Below are 15,473 nucleotides of genomic sequence, written 5' to 3'. Positions count from 1 at the left end.
GCAGCGGCACCGGTCGCGCCTCCTGCGGGGCTTTCTTCGGATACCAGCCAGTGGCCGACGGGTGGAAAAGCCACGTAGCAAAGCTGTTGCGTCGGCGCCTGACCCGCCCGCGCACCCCGCGCCCCGCGCCCGCGCCCCGCGCCCGCGCCCCGCGCCCGCGCCCCGCGCCCCGCGCCCGCGCCCCGCGCGCCGCGTCATGATCGTGCTCGATCGTGGATGTAGTGGCCTCCGGGCGCCAGGAGGCCACTACATCCTGGTTGCAGCGCGATCACGACGCACGAGGATGGGTCGCGCCCCGGGCCGCCGGCCCCACGGCTTGTAGGTGGACAGCACCGTCGCGATGATCATCAGGCTGGTCGACACCGCGGGTGCGATCACCAGGTCGGCGCGATCCCGCGCCGGCAGGGCGGCGCCCACCGCACCGGCGTGCCGCAGATTCGGGGTCAGCAGGAAGAGCACCAGCCCCACCATCACCGTGGTGAGCACCAGCTTGACCAGCACCCAGCGGTAGCGCAGCAGGCCCCACGGAGTGAGCAGCGCGCTGGTGACGCCGATCAGCCAGACCAGCACGCTCAGCGGCGCGAACAGCACGGTGCCGACCAGTGCCGCGACCGGATACATCACGGCCGGGTCGGCGCCACGCTGCACGGCGATGCCGAGGGTGAGCAGCACCAGGTCGGCGCCGAGCCAGCCGAGCGAGGTGACCAGGTGCAGGGTGAGCAGCCCCTTGCGGGCGGTGGGCGGGATCCGTCGCATACCGCGATGCTGCCCGCCGACGCCGGCCGGGTCGTCCGACGGCCGGCGACATCAGGGGTACGCCCTGTGACGTAGCCGTGGTCGGTGCCCCCCATGTGTGAGAGGCACCGACCACGGATGGGTCAGTAGACCGACAGGTGCACGTGGTTGGTGTGGTCGCTGGACGGGTCGCCACCCGCCCCGCTGTACGACTTCCACCCGCTGCTGGGCAGCCAGATCTGCCTGTACCAGATCACGTACAGCACGGCGAGCCGATCGGCGTTGCGGATGAAGTACGCGGCCAGGTTGTTGCCGTAGGTCTTGTCGCCGCCGGTGGCGTCGCCGCCGAAGCCACCCTTCTGCGCGGCGAAGTCGCAGGCCCGGCCCTTCGGGTGTTCACCGGAGCCGCTGGGGCGGTGGCAGGAGACGTACCGGGTGAAGCCAGCGGCCTTGGCCTGGTTGAGCGCGTGCAGGGTGCGCGGGGTGATGCAGCCGCTGGCCGGCGTGGGGTCGTTGACGCTGCACGACTCCGACGGCCAGGAGCCGTCGGAGTTGCGCGGCGCGGCCGTCGCGTTGGCGGCGGAGGTGCCCCGGTTGGAGCCGGTGTCGGCGGTGGTCCGCGGCTTGGGCGTGGTGGCCACGGTCAGGGCCCGTTCGGCCTGCTCCTTGCGCTTGGCCATCACCGCGACCTGCTTGCGCTGTTCAATGATCTCGCCGTCCAGGGCGACCCGGGTGCGGTTGGCCTGGTCCTTGGTGGCAAGCAGGTCGCGCAGCACCCGGTCCTCGTTGGCGGCCACCGCCTCCAGCGCGGCGGCCCGATCCATGAAGCCCTCCGGGGTGTTGCTGTTGAGCAACGCCGACATCGCGCCGAGCCGGCCGGTGCGGTACGCCACGCCGGCGATCTCGCCAACCTTGCCGCTGCGCTGGTCGAGCTCGGCCTCGGTGGTCTTCAGTTGGGTGGCGAGCTGCTGCTGCCGCTGCACGGAGGTGTCCAGGGCGCGCTTCGCGTCCAGATAGCCCTTGCTGGCCGCGTCGAGCTGGGCCCGCAGGGCCGGGGTGCCGCCCTCTTCGTCGGAGTCGGGTGCGGCGGCGGCCCGCAGGCCGCTCGGGGGTGCGGCCGAGGCGGCGCCGGCCGGGAGCGCGACGCCGAGGGCGAACATCGCGACGATCAGGGCCGCCAGTCGGGCGGAGGGTGGTCGTGCTGGTGCCACTGCGCATGTCCTTCCGTCAGCCGCCGACCGGGTTAGCTGACGGGTTCGGGACGGAAGATCCCTACCGCTGACGCGGATGCACCCCAGGAACGTGGTTCCCCGGTTCGCCACTCGGGCGATTAGGCGGCGACCACCACCGGCGCCGGGAGGGCGCCGCCTGGTGGAGGCCGGGACCGAGCCTACCGGTGCCGCTGGGGCAGGTGCAGCCGATGTGACGGACGGTGCGTACGTCGTCACGATGAATACCGACGAAGCCGAACAAAGCTCTTGAAAGCTACCGTCACCACTCGACCGGGCCGCAGGCCCCGGAGGCGGCGCTGGGCTCGATCTGCAACGTCGCGTGCTCGATCCGAAAGTCGTCGTGCAGGGCCGTACGCGCCGCGGTGAGCACCGCGCCGACCTCCGCGCCGGGCGCCATGGTCAGGTGCGCGGAGGCCACGTCCATGCCTGAGGTGAGCGTCCAGACGTGCAGGTCGTGCACCTCGACGACACCGGGCACCGCGGCCAACCGGTCGTGCACGGCGGTCACCTGGAGGTGTTCCGGGGCGGCCTGCACCAGGATGCGGACGGCGGCGCGTGCCAGCCGCCAGGTACGCGGCAGGATGAACACGCCGATGGCGACCGCGACCAGTGGGTCGGCCCACCACCAGTCGGTGGCGGTGATGAGCAGTGCCGCGCCGATCACGCCGAGCGAGCCGAGCAGGTCGCCGAGCACCTCCAGGTAGGCGCCCTGGAGGTTGATGCTCTCCCGGGCTCCGACGCGGAGCAGGGCGAAGGCGACGATGTTCGCGAGCAGGCCGAGCACGGCCACCGCGAGCATCGGGCCGGCGATGACCTCGTGCGGGTCGCCGAAGCGGCGGATCGCCTCGATCACCACGTAGACCGCGACGCCGGAGAGCAGGACGGCGTTGGCGAGCGCGGCGAGCACCTCGAGTCGGTAGAGCCCGAAGGTGCGTTGCGGGTCGCCGGTGGCGCGCCGGGTTGCGGTGATCGCGGCGAGCGCCATCCCGATGCCGAGCACGTCGGTGAACATGTGCCCGGCGTCGGAGAGCAGGGCGAGTGAGCCGGTGTGCAGGGCGGCCACCGCCTCCACCACCATCAGGGTGGCGAGCAGGCCGAACGCTGCCCAGAGTCGGCCTCTGTGCCGGTGTGCGGCATTGGCGACCGATCCATGGTGGTGGTCATGACCTGCGCCCACGAGATACACCCTCCGCTGCCAGTCAGGACCCGGTCAAATGTATGCTCACATCGCTATGTGTGCAAGTGTACGGCAGGCGGCTCTCGCCGGCAGCCACCAGCACGGATCAGCCGGTCGGGTCGATGGTGGTGAGCCGCTGAGTGGCCCGGGAGAGCGCGACGTACAGGGTGCGCACCCCGGCACCCGGATCGGCCCGGATCTCGCTCGGTGCGACCAGCACCACCGCGTCGTACTCCATGCCCTTGGCCTCAAGGCTGGTCACCACCTGCAACCTTGGTGCGTCGAGCGCGCCGAGCCAACCGACGACCTCGTCGCGGCGGGGGACCGGCGTGATCACCCCGACGGTGCCCTCCACCTCGGCCAGCAGGCCGGTGGCCGCCTCCACGATCGCCGTCTCCAGCCCCGCCGCGGGCACCACCAGCTCGACCGGATCGACCCCGGTGGAGCGGACGGCGGTCGGCAGCGGCAGGTCAGGGTAGAGCCGGCGGATCTCCGCCGCCGCCACCGCGAAGATCTCCGCCGAGTTGCGGTAGTTGGTGGTGAGCGTGAAATCGTGCCGCTTGCGCCGACCCAGCGCCTGGTCCCGGGCGCGGTCCAGCTCGTCGGGGTGGCCGGTCCACGCGGTCTGCGCGGGGTCACCCACCACCGTCCAGGAGGCCAGGCGGCCACGTCGACCGATCATCCGCCACTGCATCGGTGAGACGTCCTGGGCCTCGTCCACCACCACGTGCGCGTAGTCCCGGTAGTCCGCCGGGCGCTCCCGAGCCGCCGCACGCGCGGCCCGCTGCCGGTCGCCGAGGGTGCTCAGCTCGCGTACGCCGCCAGCGAGCTGGAACGGGTCGCGCCGGGCCCGGGCCGGCTGCGCCGGCTTGCCGAGCAGCGCGTCCAACTCGTCCAGCAGTGCCACGTCGGCGATGGTCAGCCCGGTCGATTCGAGACTCCGGTACGCGGCGTTGAGCAGCCGGATCTCCGCGGAGGAGAGGATTCCCGAGGCGTACCGGCGCAGCCGGTCCGGCTGCGCCAACCAGCCGAGCACGTGCCGAGGGTGCAGCCGAGGCCACCACGCCTTGAGGAACTCCCGAAACTCCGGCCGCTCGGCGATCTCGGCCTCGAAGGCCCGCTGCTCCGGCAGTCGAGTGATGCCCACCTCCCGGGCCTGGGCCCAGAGCGCGGCGAACACCCCGTCGAAGCCGGCCCGGCGCACCTCGTTGCGTCGGGCGCCCCGTTGCAGCGCGCGGTCCCGGACCCGGTCCAGCGCGGCCCGGTCCAGCCGCAGCAGCGTGCCCCGGTAGAGCAGCCGCAGCTCACCCGGGCCGCCGGGCACCGCGTCACGGGCCGCCCGTTCCAGCACCTGCCGCATCCGCAGCGACCCCTTCACCGCGGCCACCTCGGGCGGATCGGTGCGGGTGGCGGTCATTCCCGGAAAGAGGGTGCCCAGCGAGTGCAGGGTCGCCGTGTCCTCACCGAGCGACGGCAGAACCGAGGCAATGTACTCGACGAAGACCGATGACGGGCCGACCACCAGGATGCCGCCGCCCGCGTACCGGCTGCGGTCGGAGTAGAGCAGGAACGCGGCCCGGTGCAGAGCTACCGCGGTCTTGCCGGTGCCCGGGCCGCCCGCGACGATCGTCACTCCGGAGCCGGGCGAGCGGATCGCCTCGTCCTGCTCCCGCTGGATGGTCGCCACGATGTCCCGCATGCCCCGGCCGGTGGCCTTGGACAGGGTGGCCAGCAACGCGCCGTCGCCGACGACCGTCATCCCCTCCGGGGCGGCGGTCGGGTCCAGCAACTCGTCCTCGATCCGGGTGACCCGCTCGCCACGGGTCTGGATCGTGCGGCGGCGCACCAGATCCAGCGATTGCGCCGGGGTGGCCTGGTAGAAGGCGGCGGCGGCCGGAGCCCGCCAGTCGACGACCAGCGTGGTGGCGTCCTCGTCCCGGATCCCGAGTCGCCCGACGTGCAGCACCTGACGGTCGCGCAGGTCCATCCGACCGAAGACCAGCCCCTCGTGCTCGGCGTCCAGGGTGTGCCGCCGCTGCGCCGCGTGGAAGACCATCGCGTCGCGTTCGACCAGCGCACCGAACGTGCCCACCCGGGCCATCCGGTAGCCGTCGCGCTCGGCGCGGACCGCCGAGCGCCGCAGTTCGGCCAGTCGGGCGTACACCCGGTCGAGGTGGCGTTGCTCGGCGGCGATCTCCTGCTCCAGGCCGGTCTGGTCGGTCAACGCATGCTCCTTCGAAGATCGCCGGCAAGCGGCGGGAACCGCGCGGGCCAACGCAGAAGGGTACGGCCTCCGGCCCGGCCCGGCGCGCCCGAGGTGCGGGAACGGGGTCAGACACCCGTCGTGGCGGGGGTCGCGCCGTGTGTGCGGGGCGGCTGTTCGGCGAGCACCCGACGCAGGACGCCGGTCAGGGCGGCGTTCACCTCGTCCGGGCGCTCCATCATGAGCATGTGCCCGGCACCCGGGCAGACGGTCAGCTCGGTGGCCGGCAGGGCCGCGGCGATCGACTCGGCGCACGGCGGTGGGGTCAGCCGGTCCCGGTCGCCGACCAGGGCGGCGGCCGGCAGGTGGGCCAACGCGGCGAGGGTGTCCAGCCGGTGCTGTGTGCCGATGGAGGCGCGGAACCCGCCGATCGAGCGCAGCGAGGCACGAGCCACCGCCGAGGTCACCAGGCGGATGTCGGCCGGCTCGCAGCGGTCGCCGAAGAGTATCCACCGGATGCTCGGTTGCAGCGCGTTCAGCAGTGCCCGGGGCGCTCGCCACGAGCCGCACCGGGCCAGCACGCCGGCACCGGTCGTCTCGGCCAGCCGGATCAGTCGGGTGATCCGCGGCGAGAGCCCGTAGGCGGTGTGCGTGTGCCCCTCGGCGGTGGTCGAGACGAAGACCAGTCCGGCCGTACGGGCGGCGAAGTGCGCGGGGTGGCGGTGGGCGTACTCCATGATCGTCATGCCGCCCAGCGAGTGCCCGACCAGGAGCACCGGCCCGGCCGGCGCCACCGCGTCGATCACCGCGACCAGGTCGTCGCCGAGCTGGGCCAGCGTGGCCGTGGGCAGCGCCATGCAGCTGGACCGGCCGTGCCCCCGCGCGTCGTAGGTGACCACCCGCACCGCCCCGTCGAGCGACGAGGCGGTGAGCGCGTCGACCTGCCGGTGCCAGGCGCGTCCATCCAGTGTCCAGCCGTGCAGCAGGATGGCGGTGACCTGGGCGTCCGTCGGCCCCGTCGCCTCGACGTTGAGCCGTACGCCGTCCGGCAGACCGACCTCGAACCGCTCCGGCATCGCCACCTCCCCAGGGCCGCCCGGCACCACCAGCACCTCCGATACCCGGCGGTAACACCGGCTACCCGCCAGGACACCGCGCCAATCGCGCCGTGGCCAACATTCCCGACCCCGCCCGTGGTCTCCGACGGCGGGCCAAGCTGAACGGCATGGTGTCGTCGGGATCGCCCATGGGCGGGACGTCGGGGCAGGGGCGGCAGGCCGGCGGCACGCCGCGCGCCGCGCTGGCCGATCTGCTCGCCGGCAACCGGCGGTTCGTCAGCGGCCAGCCGGTGCATGGACACGACGTGACGGCCGCCGCTGCCGCCTCCGGCGACCAGCAGCCATACGCCGTGGTGCTCGGCTGCATCGACTCGCGGGTGCCGCTGGAGGCGATCTTCGACCAGACCTTCGGCGCGATCTGCGTGATCCGTACCGGTGGGCACGTGCTCGATCGCGCGGTGTGCGGCTCGATCGAGTACGTGGTCGGTCAGCTCGGCGTACCGCTGGTCATGGTCCTCGGCCACGAGCGGTGCGGCGCTGTGGGTGCCGCGGTGGACGCGCTGCGCACCGGGCAGCGGCCCGGGGGCTCGCTCGCGTACCTGGTGGACGAGATCGCCCCGGCGGTGACCGAGGCGGGGATCGACGATCCGGCGGTGCATCCGCTGGCGATCCGCCGGCACGTCCGGCGCACGGTGCACACCCTGCGCGAGGACGACCTGCTGGCCGGACCGGTCGCCGCCGGTCGGGTCGCCGTGGTCGGCGGCCTCTACGACCTGGCCACTGGCGAGGTCGCTCTGCTCGACCCGGGCTGAACCGTCCCGGAACGCGAAACCGCCCGCCGGATCTCCCGGCGGGCGGTTCAGGTGATGCGGTGGGGGAGGGCTCAGCCCTCGAAGACGCCGGCCGCGACCAGGCGCTTCTCGGTGGCCTCCCAGCCGTCACCCGGGTGGGTGGCAGCCAGGTTGTTGATCTCCGCCCGGATCTTGGTGGCGTGGCCGGCGGCGGCCAGCACGCGGATCTCCTCGACGAAGGCGTCGGAGTCCGTGCGCAGGTGCGCGGTCTTGCCGTTGGTCAGGTTCCGCACGTAGGCGTGCTTGCCGCCGTTGAGCGGGATGAGGTACTTGAACTCGCCCAGCACGCTGAGGGCGCCACCCTGGCCAGCCTGGCCGGCCCGGACGGACGCGCGCGCGGTCTTTGAGGTGTTGCTCGCCACGGAGGTACTCCTTGCAAGACGTACGGGAGGACTGGACGTCCGGGGGCTGTGTGCGGGCCCCACTGAACTCGGCCCGCGAAGGTCTAACGCGGCAGAAGCCGCCGGTGGAACTGTACAGGACCACGACATCATGCTGGTCGTCGCGGTGTCCTGAGAGGTAACGGCGACCACCCGTCCGGCTATTCCACCCGGCGTTTTTTCCGATTCCCTGGCGCACCACCCGCCACAGGAGTAATCATGTGTTGCAGTAACCACCTGGGTGGACGAGGTCGTAGGGGAAGACGCACCTCGCTCTCCGGGAGGTCACCGTGCCAACGCGTGGCGTCGTATACGTCCACTCGACCCCACTCGCCGTGTGCTCGCACGTCGAGTGGGCGATCGCGCGCGTCCTAGCCGCGCCGGTCAACCTGCAGTGGACGGCACAACCCGTCGACCCCGGCGCACGCCGGGCCGAGTGCGGGTGGACCGGTCGTCCGGGAACGGGCGCCGATCTGGCTGCTGCCCTACGGCAGTGGCCCATGATCCGTTTCGAGGTCACCGAGGAGCCGAGTCCCGGCGCCGACGGTGAGCGCTTCATGTACGTGCCGGCCCGTGGTCTGTTCCGGGCCACCGTCGGCGTGGCCGGCGACATCCAACTCGGCGAGGACCGGCTGCGGGCCCTGATGGTCGCTTCCCGGGCCCCGGAGGCGTTGGCGCACGCCCTGGACAAGGCGCTCGGCACCGCGTGGGACGCGGACCTGGAGCCCTACCGGTACGCCGGCGACGGCGCCCCGGTGACCTTGCTCACGCGGGTCGGCTGACCCGGCGGCGTGCGAGTCGGCCACCAGCCAGCACGCTGTAGCTGGGGGCGTGCGGGCGGTAAGGTCAAGTTGCCCTGATAAGGGGGAACTGGTGGGATAGGTGGCGTGTCGAATCGCCCGTGGCGCGCCAGTGTCGCTGCCGCCGCCCTGACCGCTCTGCTCCTCTCCGGCTGCTCGGGTGCCCCGGACCGCCCCGCCCCGACGCCCGACCCGGCCATCACCTCCGCCGGCCCCAGCACCAGCACCCCCGCCGCGCCGCCGGCCGGTGACCCCGCCGCCCGTGCCGCCGCGCTGGTCGCCACGCTGTCCGACGAAGATCTGGTCGGCCAGGTGCTGATGCCATACGCCTACGGCGACTCGGCGACGAAGGTCTCCGCCGGCTCGGCGGCCGGTAACCAGGCGCTGGCCGGGGTCGACACACCCGCCGACATGATCACAAAGTACCGGCTGGGTGGCCTGATCCTGGTCGGATTCAGCGCCGACGATCCGACCAAGGGCAACCAGGAGACCACCAACGTCGACAATCCGAAGCAGGTGCACGAGCTCACCGCCGGGCTGCGTGTCGCCGCCGGTCGGCTCGCCGCCAGCCCCGCGCCACTCCTGATCGGCACCGACCAGGAGTACGGCGTCGTGACCCGGGTGACCGACGGGGTCACCGTGCTGCCCAGCGCCCTCGCGGCGGGAGCGGCCGGCGACCCGAAGCTCACCGAGGCCGCCTGGCGTGCCGCCGGCACCGAGCTGGCCGCCATGGGGATCAACGTCGACTTCGCCCCGGTGGCCGACGTGCTGGCCACCCGCAGCACCGTGATCGGCTCCCGGTCGTACGGCGCCGACCCGCAGAAGGCCGGGGCCCAGGTCGGCGGTGCCGTACGCGGCCTACAGGCGGTCGGGGTAGCGGCCACCCTGAAGCACTTCCCGGGGCACGGCCACAGCGCCGACGACTCGCACCAGGACCTGCCGTTGCTCACCCAGTCCGCCGAGGCGTTGCAGAGCGGCGCGTGGCCCCCGTTCACCGCCGGGATCGACGCCGGGGCGATGGCGGTGATGTCCGGCCATCTGGACGCGCGCGCGATCGACCCGGGGACCCCGGCGACCTTCTCGCACAAGCTGCTCACCGACGTGCTGCGCGGCCAACTCGGCTTCAAGGGTGTGGTGATCACCGACGGGATGAACATGCCACCCGCGAAGCGCTGGGCTCCCGGAGAGGCGGCGGTCCGAGCGCTGAACGCCGGTAACGACCTGATCCTGATGACTCCGAACGTCGGCCAGGCGTACGACGGGCTGCTCGCCGCGTTGCGCGGCGGGTCACTGCCCCGGGCCCGGCTGGTCGAGGCGGTCACCCGGGTGCTGACCATGAAGTTCCGGCTCGCGGAGCTGCCGGCGGCGCAGATGTCCACGCTCAACACCCCGGCTCACCGTGCGGCAGCCGACGCGCTGGCCGCCGCCGCCGTCACCGTGCTGCGGGGCACCTGCGGTGGCGCCGTACGCGGGCCGGTCACCGTCACCTCCTCCGCCGGTCGGGACGGCACCAGGACCGCGCTCACCGCCGCTCTGACCGCCGCCGGGGTGCCGGTCAAGCCCAGCGGCGGCACGATCGTGCACCTGGTGGGCTTCGGCGACGGCGCCAGCGACCTGCGCGCCGACGCGGCGGTCACGGTTGCCATGGACACCCCGTACGTGCTGGCTGACGCGGCGTCACCGACGCTGCTGGCCACGTACTCGTCCACCCGGGCGTCGATGACCGCACTGGCTGCCGTGCTGGCCGGCAAGGCCCGACCGGGCGGCCGGTCCCCGGTGGCCGTTACCGGCCTGCCCGCCACCACCTGCGGCACCTGACCCACTCCGACCGTTCCGGACCCGCGCGCGGAAAACCCCTCGCCACGGTTGGCACCGGCCTGGCAGCCTCGGTGCCATGGCAGCGCCACAGGGCTTTCGGTACGACCAGCGCGCGGACGGCACGGTGGTGATCACCCACCACGGGCGGGTGGCCGGCACGCTGCGCGGTGCCCGGGCAGCGGAGTTCCTCGCCGAGGTCGACGACGACCCGCAGTTGGTGATGGCCCGCTGGACCGGCAACTACCGCCACGGCAACGAGCGCACCGCGAAGCGGCACCCCCGCAACCGTGCCTGAACGAAGGAAAGGCCCCTTCTCATCGCCAGGCGATGAGAAGGGGCTTCCTGACTTCTGGAGCGGGATCTCAGGGCCGCGTGAAGACCAGCGCCACGTTGTGGCCGCCGAAGCCGAACGCGTTGTTCAACGCGGCGGGGATCTCCATGTGGCGCGCCTTGTGGGCGGCGACCTCCAGGGTGAGGCCGGGCTCCGGGTCGTCGAGGTTGATCGTCGGAGGGACGACACCGTCACGGATGGCCAGGATGGTGGCGATCGACTCCAGCGCGCCGGCGGCACCGAGCAGGTGACCGGTCATCGACTTCGTCGCGGCGAGCACCGGGTGGTCGCCGAGCGCCTTGTGCAGCGCGCTGATCTCCAGCATGTCCCCGACCGGGGTCGAGGTGGCGTGCGCGTTGACGTGCACGATGTCGCGCTTGGCCACGTCCGCGTCCGCGATCGCCTTCGCGATGGCACGGATGGCGCCCTCGCCCTCGGCGTGCGGCTGCACGATGTCGTACGCGTCGGAGGTGATGCCGGCGCCGGCGAGACGGGCGTACACCCGGGCGCCCCGGGCGGCGGCGTGGTCGGCCCGCTCCAGCACGATGACGCCGGCGCCCTCGCCGAGAACAAAGCCGTCCCGGCCCTTGTCCCATGGGCGGGAAGCCCGCTCCGGGTCGTCGTTGCGGGTCGACATGGCCCGCATCGAGCTGAACCCGGCGATCGGCAGCGGGTGGATGACCGCCTCGGTGCCGCCGGCCACCACCACGTCGGCGCGGCCGGAACGGATGATGTCCAGGCCCAGTGCGATCGCCTCGGCGCCGGTGGCGCAGGCGCTGGCCACCGCGTGCACGCCGGCCTTGGCGCCCAGCTCCAGCCCGACCCAGGCGGCCGGACCGTTCGGCATCAGCATCGGGATGGTGTGCGGGGAGACCCGCCGCGGCCCGGACGCCTCCAGGATGTCGTCCTGGGCGAGCAGGGTGGTGGCACCGCCGATGCCGGAGCCGACGCTGACGGCCAGCCGCTCCCCGTCGAGGTCGGAGCCGGCGAGGCCGGCGTCCGCCCAGGCCTGCTGCGCCGCGATGATCGCGATCGCCTCGGAACGGTCCAGTCGGCGCAGTCGGATCCGGTCCAGCACCTCGGATGGCTCCACGGCCAACTGGGCGGCGATCCGGACCGGCAGTTGCTCGGCCCACTCCTGGGTGAGGGCACTCACCCCGGAGCGGCCGGCGAGCATGGCGTCCCAGGTCGACGCGACGTCCCCGCCAAGCGGGGTCGTCGCGCCGAGCCCGGTGACGACGACGTCAGGACGACTCATGATCAGGACTGCGCCGAGATGTAGCTGACAGCATCACCGACGGTCTTGAGGTTCTGCACCTCGTTGTCCGGGATCTTGACGCCGAACTTCTCCTCGGCAGCCACCACGACCTCCACCATGGAGAGCGAGTCGACATCGAGGTCGTCGGTGAAGGACTTCCCCTCGGCCACGTCGTCCGGGTTCACCCCGGCAACCTCTTCGAGGATCTCGGCGAGGCCGGTGGTGATCTCGTCACGGGTCATTGCGGTTGGTTCCTTTCATCGGGGGTTGTCCGGCGGACGGCGTCGCCGACCGCCACTCCTCGACGCGTACGCGCCCGAGGGGGTCATCAGGGGCAGCGGACGACCTGACCGGCGTAGGTCAGGCCACCGCCGAAGCCGAACAGCAGCACCGGTGCGCCCGAGGGCACCTCCCGGCGCTCGACCAGCTTGGACAGGGCCAGCGGCACGCTCGCTGCGGAGGTGTTGCCGGACTCGACGATGTCCTTCGCGATGATCGCGTTGGGGATGTTGAGCCGCTTGACGATGCCGTCGATGATCCGGGCGTTGGCCTGGTGCGGCACGAACGCGGCCAGCTCCGACGGGTCGACCCCGGCCCGCTCACAGGCCTGCAGTGCGAGCGGCGCCAGCGCGGTGGTGGCCCAGCGGAACACCGACTGCCCCTCCTGCTGGATGTACGGGCGCCAGCCCTCGATGCGGACCGCGTCGCTCTTTTCCGGTGCCGAACCCCAGACCACCGGGCCGATCCCGGCCGGCTCGTCGTCGGCGGTGGCGGTGACCACCGCGGCGCCGGCGCCGTCCGCGAAGATGATGCAGGTGGAGCGGTCGGTCCAGTCGGTGAAGTCGGAGAGCTTCTCCGCCCCGATGACGATCGCGTTGCGCGACGAGCCGGCCCGGATGGCGTGGTCGACGATGCTCAGCGCGTAGGCGAAGCCCGAGCAGGCGGTGTTGACGTCGAACGCGCCCGGCGCGGCGATGCCCAGCTTGGCGGCGACCCGGCAGGCCACGTTCGGGCTGCGGTCGATGGAGGAGCAGGTGGCGACCACGACCAGGTCGATGTCGGCGGCGGTCAGGCCGGAGTTGGCCAGCGCCTTGCCGGCGGCGGCGGCGGCCATGTCGGCCACCGTCTCGCTGTCGGCGATCCGCCGGGTGACGATGCCGACGCGGTCGCGGATCCACTCGTCGTTGGTGTCGACGAGCTGGGCGATCTCGTCGTTGGTCACCACCCGGGACGGCTGGTAGTGCCCCATCGAGACGATGCGACTGCCAGTCATGAGAGACCTCCGATGCGGGCGATCAGGTCCCGTGCGGCCGGCAGGTCGTCCGGGGTGTTCAGGGTGACGATCTCCGGGGCGCCGTCGCCCTTGAGGTCCCGTTTGACCAGCCCGGCGAGGGTGCCGGCCGGTGGTAGCTCGATCACGCCGGTGACCCCGAGGCCGGCCAGCGTACGCATGCACAGGTCCCAGCGCACCGGCGCGGTGACCTGCCGGACGAGGCGCTGCACCATGTCCGGACCGTTGTCGACCGCGGTGCCGTCGAGGTTCGACAGCAGGATCCGGGCCGGGTCGGCGGAGGTGATGCCGGCGGCGACGGCGGCGAGCGCGGTCTCGGCCGGGGCCATGTACGGGGTGTGGAACGCGCCGGCCACCTGGAGTCGGATGATCCGGGCCCTGGCGGGTGGCTCGGCGGCGAGCTTGTCGAGCCCCTCCAGCGCGCCGGCGGCGACGATCTGCCCGGCGCCGTTGCGGTTGGCCGGGTACAACCCGTGCGCCTCGATCGCGGCGAGCACGTCGTCGGGGTCGCCGCCGAGCACGGCGGCCATTCCGGTCGGCTCCAGCGCGCACGCGGCGGCCATCTCCCGGCCTCGTACGCCGGCGAGGGTGATCGCGGCTTCGGCCGACAGCACACCGGCCACGGCGGCGGCACCCAACTCGCCGACGCTGTGGCCTGCGGTGAGCGCGACGCCGTCCAGCGGCAGGTGCTCGACCGCGAGCAGCGCCGCGGCGACCAGCAACGGCTGGGTGCGGGCGGTGTCCTTGATCTCGTCGGCGTCGGCGGCGGTGCCCAGATGCATCAGGTCGACCCCGGCCAGCGCCGACCACTCGCGCAGGCGCGCCTCAGTGCCGGTCAGGTCGAGCCAGGGAGTCAGGAAGCCGGGTTTCTGAGAACCCTGGCCGGGACTAAGTACGGCGAGCACGCCTATGACTCTCCCGGATACGCGTGGGTAAAGCGGTGCCGCCTCCGACCAAACCACACTAGAACCTTTGGAGGTTTCCTACAAAGATCGGCGGGGATCGTCCTCGGTTTGGGTGGTTTTCCGGGTGGCCGGGGTCATTGTCTGAGTCGGGACAGGTGAGGTCAGCGGGGCAACCGGATCCAACCGGCCCACGGTCAGCGCGACCTGAAGGGCGAACGCGTCCCGGGGAACCAGCGGCGAGAAGCCGGTGACCTCGGCGATCCGCCGCAGCCGGTAACGCACGGTGTTCGGGTGTACGAACAGCGCACGGGCGGCGCTCTCCAGCGTGCCGCCGGCGGCCAGGAACGCGTCCAGGGTCGCCAGCAGTTCGCCACCGGCGCGTACCAGGGTCGCGTACACGTCGTGCCGCAGCCGCCGACGGGCCTCCGCGTCGCCAGCGAGGGCCCGCTCCGGCAACAGGTCCGCGGCCGGCACCGGGCGGGGGGCGCTGGGCCATGCCGGCGCCGCCCGGAAACCGGACAGCGCGGCCCGCGCCGACTCGGTCGCCTCATCCAGGCTGGGCACGGCCGGGCCGACCACCACCGGGCCGTCCCCGAACGCGCTCAGCAGCTTGGCGGTGGCGGTCAGCGGGTCCGCCGCGCCACCCAGCACGATCACCAACCGGTCACCGTGGACCCCGCCGATCACCTCCACGCCGATCCGGCGGGCCTGCCGGTAGACCACGTGCAGCACCGCCGAGACCTCCCCGCCGGGCGACCGACCGACCGCCACCGCCACCGGCGGCGCGTCCGCCCAGCCGAGCGCGGCGGCCCGACTGGCCAGCACGTCCGGCGAGTCACCGCGCAACAACGCGTCGACCAGCAGGGCCTGCAACCGGGCGTCCCACGCGCCGCGTGACTCGGCGGCCCGTGCGTACACCCGGGCGGCGGCGAACGCGATCTCCCGGGAGAAGCGCAGCACCGCTTCGCGCAGTTTCTGCTCCTCGCCCTCGACGGCCAGGTGCGACACCTGCTCCTCGACCACGTCGATGGTCACCTTGATCAACGCCACGGTCTGCTGAAGGGTGATCGACCGGGCCAGCGCGATGGGGGCGGCGGCGAAGACCTCGTCGGAAACCTCCTGGGTGCTGTCCGCCGTGCCGCCCCCGTCGCGCAGCCACTGCACCAGCGACCGGGCGCCCGCCTGGGCCACCAGCATCACCCAGGAGCGCTGGTCGGCCGGCAGCGCCCGGAACCACGGCAGCGTCTCGTCCATCCGGGCCACGCTGGAGGTGGCCAACGCTCCCGCCGAACGTTCGATCCGGCGCAGCGTGGCCGCCAGCTCTCCACCGCCCGGCGTACTCACCGCCCTAGCCTGACACGTCGTGAGCAGCTCATCCACGCCGGCACCGGTCAGCGGGGCCGGGCCGTCCGCCACCGTCGGCGAGCCCGCCGA

General features: G+C 72.7%; 14 protein-coding genes, 1 pseudogene and 1 riboswitch. Of the genes and pseudogenes, 4 read left to right on the top strand and 11 right to left on the bottom strand.

What is annotated here, in order from left to right; all coding sequences use genetic code 11:
- Window positions 1-246: 246 nt before the first annotated feature.
- The 5 genes from ABZS37_RS24860 to ABZS37_RS24840 all read right to left on the bottom strand — a co-directional run bounded on the left by ABZS37_RS24860 (window position 247) and on the right by ABZS37_RS24840 (window position 6,423).
- Window positions 247-756: a hypothetical protein gene (locus ABZS37_RS24860; RefSeq protein ID WP_355172632.1), complete on the bottom strand. Its 510-nt coding sequence runs from the start codon at window positions 754-756 to the stop codon at window positions 247-249.
- A gap of 122 nt (window positions 757-878) precedes the next feature.
- Window positions 879-1,895, bottom strand: coding sequence for a hypothetical protein (locus tag ABZS37_RS24855; protein WP_355172642.1), 1,017 nt, complete (start codon window positions 1,893-1,895; stop codon window positions 879-881).
- A gap of 56 nt (window positions 1,896-1,951) precedes the next feature.
- Window positions 1,952-2,082: riboswitch (cyclic di-AMP (ydaO/yuaA leader) on the bottom strand.
- A gap of 144 nt (window positions 2,083-2,226) precedes the next feature.
- Window positions 2,227-3,144, bottom strand: a complete 918-nt coding sequence (locus ABZS37_RS24850; protein WP_355172630.1) for a cation diffusion facilitator family transporter — start codon at window positions 3,142-3,144, stop codon at window positions 2,227-2,229.
- 106 nt (window positions 3,145-3,250) lie between these two features.
- Window positions 3,251-5,368 carry an AAA family ATPase gene (locus ABZS37_RS24845; RefSeq protein WP_355172628.1) on the bottom strand — a complete coding sequence of 706 codons (2,118 nt, stop codon included), beginning with the start codon at window positions 5,366-5,368 and terminating at the stop codon, window positions 3,251-3,253.
- Between the two features lie 107 nt (window positions 5,369-5,475).
- The gene (locus tag ABZS37_RS24840; protein WP_355172626.1) at window positions 5,476-6,423 is read right to left on the bottom strand and encodes an alpha/beta hydrolase; all 948 of its coding nucleotides are present in this window, start codon (window positions 6,421-6,423) and stop codon (window positions 5,476-5,478) included.
- 170 nt (window positions 6,424-6,593) lie between these two features.
- Between ABZS37_RS24840 and ABZS37_RS24835 the strand changes: the two genes are divergently transcribed.
- Window positions 6,594-7,217 carry a carbonic anhydrase gene (locus ABZS37_RS24835; protein WP_355172624.1) on the top strand — a complete coding sequence of 208 codons (624 nt, stop codon included), beginning with the start codon at window positions 6,594-6,596 and terminating at the stop codon, window positions 7,215-7,217.
- 71 nt (window positions 7,218-7,288) lie between these two features.
- Here the strand turns inward: ABZS37_RS24835 and ABZS37_RS24830 are convergent, their stop codons facing one another.
- Window positions 7,289-7,618 (bottom strand): hypothetical protein, encoded by a 330-nt coding sequence (locus ABZS37_RS24830; protein ID WP_099856326.1) that lies wholly within the window; start codon window positions 7,616-7,618, stop codon window positions 7,289-7,291.
- Between the two features lie 308 nt (window positions 7,619-7,926).
- Here ABZS37_RS24830 and ABZS37_RS24825 point away from each other — a divergent pair, with 308 nt between their 5' ends.
- From ABZS37_RS24825 to ABZS37_RS24815, 3 genes are all read left to right on the top strand, one after another.
- The gene (locus tag ABZS37_RS24825; RefSeq protein WP_354996833.1) at window positions 7,927-8,418 is read left to right on the top strand and encodes a DUF3145 domain-containing protein; all 492 of its coding nucleotides are present in this window, start codon (window positions 7,927-7,929) and stop codon (window positions 8,416-8,418) included.
- A 105-nt stretch (window positions 8,419-8,523) separates the two neighbouring features.
- The gene (locus ABZS37_RS24820; protein WP_355172622.1) at window positions 8,524-10,254 is read left to right on the top strand and encodes a glycoside hydrolase family 3 protein; all 1,731 of its coding nucleotides are present in this window, start codon (window positions 8,524-8,526) and stop codon (window positions 10,252-10,254) included.
- A gap of 76 nt (window positions 10,255-10,330) precedes the next feature.
- Window positions 10,331-10,549, top strand: coding sequence for a hypothetical protein (locus tag ABZS37_RS24815; protein WP_355172620.1), 219 nt, complete (start codon window positions 10,331-10,333; stop codon window positions 10,547-10,549).
- A gap of 67 nt (window positions 10,550-10,616) precedes the next feature.
- Here the strand turns inward: ABZS37_RS24815 and fabF are convergent, their stop codons facing one another.
- The 5 genes and pseudogenes from fabF to ABZS37_RS24790 form a co-directional block, all read right to left on the bottom strand.
- A complete protein-coding gene (fabF, locus tag ABZS37_RS24810; protein ID WP_355172618.1) occupies window positions 10,617-11,843 on the bottom strand; it encodes a beta-ketoacyl-ACP synthase II in 1,227 nt (408 codons plus the stop codon).
- A 2-nt stretch (window positions 11,844-11,845) separates the two neighbouring features.
- Window positions 11,846-12,085, bottom strand: coding sequence for an acyl carrier protein (locus ABZS37_RS24805; protein ID WP_354996837.1), 240 nt, complete (start codon window positions 12,083-12,085; stop codon window positions 11,846-11,848).
- Between the two features lie 86 nt (window positions 12,086-12,171).
- Window positions 12,172-13,116: a beta-ketoacyl-ACP synthase III gene (locus ABZS37_RS24800; protein WP_355172616.1), complete on the bottom strand. Its 945-nt coding sequence runs from the start codon at window positions 13,114-13,116 to the stop codon at window positions 12,172-12,174.
- 14 nt (window positions 13,117-13,130) lie between these two features.
- Window positions 13,131-14,039 (bottom strand): annotated as a pseudogene (locus ABZS37_RS24795) (ACP S-malonyltransferase); the annotation flags it as partial.
- Window positions 14,040-14,117: 78 nt separating this feature from the next.
- Window positions 14,118-15,455: a helix-turn-helix domain-containing protein gene (locus tag ABZS37_RS24790; protein WP_355172614.1), complete on the bottom strand. Its 1,338-nt coding sequence runs from the start codon at window positions 15,453-15,455 to the stop codon at window positions 14,118-14,120.
- Window positions 15,456-15,473 lie beyond the last annotated feature (18 nt).

The organism is Micromonospora sp. NPDC005413, from assembly GCF_040606435.1.
Taxonomy (GTDB): Bacteria; Actinomycetota; Actinomycetes; order Mycobacteriales; family Micromonosporaceae; genus Micromonospora.
The sequence above is the reverse complement of the archived record's forward strand: the minus strand, read 5'-3'. Positions and strand labels throughout refer to the sequence as shown.